3 protein-coding genes are annotated in these 4,726 nt (G+C 67.3%); 2 read left to right on the top strand and 1 reads right to left on the bottom strand.

All coding sequences use genetic code 11. The features are described from left to right. Together VMJ70_03180 and VMJ70_03185 are read left to right on the top strand one after the other, a co-directional pair. Positions 1-611, top strand: a 611-nt coding sequence (locus VMJ70_03180; protein ID HTO90113.1) for a sulfatase-like hydrolase/transferase, incomplete at its 5' end; no start/stop codon positions are given. A 307-nt stretch (positions 612-918) separates the two neighbouring features. Further along, the gene (locus VMJ70_03185; GenBank protein ID HTO90114.1) at positions 919-2,826 is read left to right on the top strand and encodes a hypothetical protein; all 1,908 of its coding nucleotides are present in this window, start codon (positions 919-921) and stop codon (positions 2,824-2,826) included. 54 nt (positions 2,827-2,880) lie between these two features. On the opposite strand, the gene VMJ70_03190 is transcribed toward VMJ70_03185, so the two are convergent. Next, a partial coding sequence (locus VMJ70_03190) for a CehA/McbA family metallohydrolase (GenBank protein ID HTO90115.1) occupies positions 2,881-4,726 on the bottom strand: 1,846 nt, incomplete at its 5' end.

Here is a 4,726-nt window from a genome sequence, read left to right on the forward strand (position 1 = left end):
CGAACTGGGAAGGCGCGTATCGCGTGCCGGCGATGCTGCGCTGGCCGGGCCACTTGAAGGCCGGCTCGGTCGAGAACGCCATCGTGTCGCACCTGGACTTCCTGCCGACGCTGCTCGCGGCGGCCGGGGTCCCCGACGTGAAGGAGCAGCTCCTGAAGGGCATGAAGGTCGGCGACAAGACCTTCAAGCTCCATCTCGATGGCTACAACTTGCTGCCCTATCTGACCGGCCAGACGACCGAGGATCCGCGCAAGGGCTTCTTCTACTTCAACGACGATGGCGACCTGGTCGCACTGCGCTACGACAACTGGAAGGTCGTGTTCGCCGAACAGCGCGCCGAGGGGACACTACGGATCTGGTCCGAGCCTTTTACTCCGCTTCGGGTGCCCAAGATCTTCAATCTGCGCATGGATCCCTACGAGCGCGCCGACATCACTTCGAACACCTACTACGACTGGCTCATCGACCACGCGTACATCCTGGTGCCGGCTCAGGCCGGCGTGGCCGAGTTCCTCGGCACGTTCAAGGATTTCCCCCCCAGCCAGCGGTCGGCCAGCTTCAGCATCGACCAGGTGCTGAACAAGCTGCGCGAGGGCGCAGCGAGCAAGTAACGCGGGGAACGACTCGGACTCGTGTCCGTGGGCGGTCAGGCTCCATCGGGTCGTCCACGGATCACGCTTCCCGCCGCCGGCTCCTTTCCCGATGCGCCTCTACTTGCCGAACCAGGCACCCCTATCCAGGAGCCCGCCCCGGCTGTACGCTCATTCGACTCAGTACCCCACGCCGCACCGGGCGAGCTTCGCGATGCAAACTGTCTTACCCACGCCATCCACGAGGTGGCCTCCCCCGCGAAGCCAGGAAGGCCGCGACGAGCCGAACTCGCGCTCGAAATCGCCCGTCTTGCCGAGGAGGCACGCCTTGCGTCCACTCACCCCGCTGCTTTCGCTCCTGCTCTGCCTTTCGACCGAGACTATCGCGGCCGCGGAGTCCGCTCCCGGATACTGCACCCAATGGGGCGCCCCTGGCGGAGGCAACGGACAATTCGACAGCCCCTACAGCGTGGCCATTGGCCCTTCTGGAAACGTCTACGTGACCGACAGGGACAACGAGAGGATCCAGAAGTTCGGCCCCCTCGGCGGCTACATACTCCAGTGGGGTAACCCCGGCAGCGGCGACGGACAGTTCAACCAGCCTTTCGGCGTGGCGGTCGACGGTTCTGCCAACGTGTTCGTCGTGGAGTTCGGCAACAATCGCGTCCAGAAATTCAACGGGATGGGCACCTTCCTGGCCAAGTGGGGCAGCTCGGGTTCGACCAACGGCAAGTTCATCAGTCCGGAGGGCGTCGCCGTGGATGCCGCCGGCAACGTCTATGTCGCCGACACGGGGAACAATCGGATCCAGAAGTTCAGCGGGACCGGAACGTACGTGCTGCAATGGGGAACCGCCGGCAGCGGTGCCGGCCAGTTCAATGGCCCGGTGAACCTGGCGGTGGACACCCAGAACTACGTTTACGTCAGCGACTTCGACAACGACCGAATCGAGAAGTTCACGAACACCGGGACATTCGTGACCCAGTGGGGTTCCGCGGGCAGCGGTAACGGCCAATTCAATTCACCTCAGGGCATTGCCTTCGACATGTTCGGGGATGTCTGGGTCGCCGACGCGGGAAACAACCGGATTCAGCACTTCACCAACACCGGCGCCTACGTGAGCCAGTTCTCGACCGGCGGGGAATCCGGAGGCGCCTTTTCCGCCCCCGTCGGCCTCGCCGCCTCCGGGCACGAACTCTACGAGTCGGAAGTCGGTAACAACCGGATCCAGATGCTCGGCTTCCCCCAGGAGATCACCAACATCACCGATGTCGGCAACGACCAGGGCCGACAGGTTCGGTTGCGATTCGAGGCCAACGGGGTCGACCTTGCCGGCTCGGCGACTCCCATCACCGGCTACGCGCTCTACCGGCGCGTCGATCCCCTGCGCGCCGCGACCCGTGTGAAGAGCCCCGCCGGCGCCGCCGCCTTGCGACCCGCGGCGCCCGCGGCGCCCACGGGCATTGCCCTCGATGGCTGGGACTATCTGCTGACCGTGGCCGCCACCGGCGACAATGCCTACGACGTCGTGGCGCCGACTCTGGTCGATTCGGGCGGCACCGGTTCCTACGAATCGACCTTCCTGCTCCGCGCGCTCACGGCCGCGCCCGCCACTTACTTCGAGTGTCGGGCCGACTCCGGCTATTCCGTGGACAACCTGCCGCCCGCCGTCCCGTCTCCGTTCCTTGGCGCGGTCGCCGGCGGCTCCACCCACCTTCACTGGGATCCGAACAGCGAACCCGACTTCTGGTACTACCGGCTCTATCGTGGCAGCTCGCCATCGTTCGTCCCGGGCAGCGCAACCCTCATCGTTGCGCAGGCCGATACCGGCTACGTCGATCCGGGACCCGCCGGGATGACGTACAAGCTCTCCGCCGTCGACGTGAACGGCAACGAAAGTCCGTTCGCGGTGCTGACGCCCTCGATGATCGCCGGGATCCTGGGCTCTTCGTTGCCCCGCGATCTGTTCCTCGCCGCCCCCGTGCCCAATCCCGCGCGCGGCCGGGTGACGCTGGGCTTCGGCATTCCTCGCGACGCGGTGGTCGCGCTGCGGATCTACGACGTGGAGGGCCGCATGGTGCGCTCCCTCGCCAGCAGTTCGTTCTCCGCCGGCGCGCATGCGCTCGGCTGGGACCTTCGCGATGCCGAGGGACGGCCGGTGCATGCGGGGATGTTCATTGCGCGGCTGGAATCGGTTGCGGACCAGCGCGAGGTGCGGATCGTGGTCGTGAACTGAGCGGGCTCGGGAGAGTGGCGAACGTATCGGGGCTGGCGCCCGGGCCACGCGCCCCTACGGCAACACCACCACCCGCACGTTCGCGCCGGTCGCGGCGCTGCGCGCCAGGTACACGCCCGGCGCCGGCCGCGAGGAGTGCGTGATCTGCCAGTCGTGGCCGCCCCCGTCGCGCACGATGCCGTCCCCGAGCGACGCCACGCGCCGGCCGCCCAGGTCATACACGGCGACGTCGTCGCCAAAGCCGGTCAGGCGTACAGGGCCGCGAGCCGGATTCGGAAACGCGAAGATCTTCGCGCGACCCGGGGTGTTGCTGGCGACGTCCGCCGTCCCCCCGGCAATCGCGAACGTGCCTCCCGTGATCAGCGTCCGGTTGCCGCCCCGGTCCACGGCGTAGACGCGACACCACCACAGCCCGAAGCGGGGCAGCGAGACGATCATCGTCGTGTCGTCGGTGGTCACCCGGAACGGGGCCGGAAGGCCCGACAACGTGTCGAAGTCGGCTTCGTAACGCACACGGTCGAAGGCCTCGGGATCGTGCGATGCGCTCCAGCGCAGATGACTGTCATCGGTTGTCAGCCTCGAAAATGAACCGCTCGCCAGCACGAAGGGCCGCCCATAGAACGCCCGGGCGCGGGCGGTGCGCGCGAGGAGCGAATCGTGCTCCCAGGCCGGCCACGAGGTCGCATGATCGCCGGTTACGATCGCGAAGTCTTCGTAGCGCTGCACCGCGTCCCATGCGCGCGCGCAGGATGCGGCGAGCGGGCGCCGATCGCCCGCGCGCGTGACACGCACGGCGCTGGTGTGCGCCACCGGCACCAACCCGAGCAGCATCGCCGGCGCGGTCATTCCGTCCACGCGCACGGCCATCCATCTCGGCGTGTCGCTCTCGAACGTGAAGCTGGTGTCGACGTGGGTCGCTCCGTTGAGCGTCGCGGTCCAGCGTTCGACACCGTCGGCGATCAAGGCGATCCTGCTGATGCCGAACACGCACTCGGCCTCGATCCGCACCGGGCGCGCGATCGTGTCGCTCGGAACATCGAGCGTCCCCCCCGGGGCGATTCCCGCGATCTCGAAGCGCGGAATCAGCGGGCCGCTGGTCACGAAGGTGCGACCGGCCCCCACCGCCGCCAGCCACCGGGAGTGAAACGTCTGCGCGCCGGGCGCGACGTTCGCGTACACGCGCCAGCCGCCGGGGGGCAGGTCGGTCACCCAGTTCATCACGCAGTCGGTTCCCGCCGAGGCGGGAACGTCGAGCCCGCTCGAGAGCAGGTCGTACCACTGGGTGAACATCGTGTCGGGATCGTTGCTGTACGAGACCACGTCGAGCGCGCCGACGCCCCCGAGCGCCGCCAGCACCTGCATCTCGCGGCCGAGACCCATGCCCGGCCAGCCGCTGCGTGCCTCGTAGTCGCTGGTGGTGACCGGATGCGCGAGCACCATCAGCCCGCCCTGCGGCGCCAGTAGCTGCTGAATGTCGACGAGCATCGGCCAGGGCGCCTCGTTGCTCGCGCAGCAACCCGAGCCGATCGGGCTCACCAGTCCGGCCAGCGCCGCGTGCCCGCCGAACTGGTTGCGATATTCGTACGAGTAGTAGAGCGTCGCGAGCGAGTCCGAAACGCCGCTCGGCTCACCTTCGAACTCATCGTCGTCATCGTTGTTGAGCACCTCGACGACCGAGAGACCTTCTGCATGAGCCACGCGCAGCGTCTGCAAAGGGTCCAATGAATACTGGATCGGAGGGTGGGCCGTGTGCACGTGGAGGTCGCCCGAGTACCAGCCGCGCGGACGCAGGTCGTCAAAGCGCGTCATCGTGAGATTCACGACCGTGTCGCGCGTCGCGTTGAGCGAGGTCTGCGCGATCTGCCACTCCGGTCCATGCCACGCCTGGATCGTGTAGCTG

Origin of the sequence: Candidatus Sulfotelmatobacter sp., assembly GCA_035498555.1 — a bacterium.
In the GTDB taxonomy this organism is placed as follows: Bacteria; Eisenbacteria; RBG-16-71-46; order RBG-16-71-46; family RBG-16-71-46; genus DATKAB01.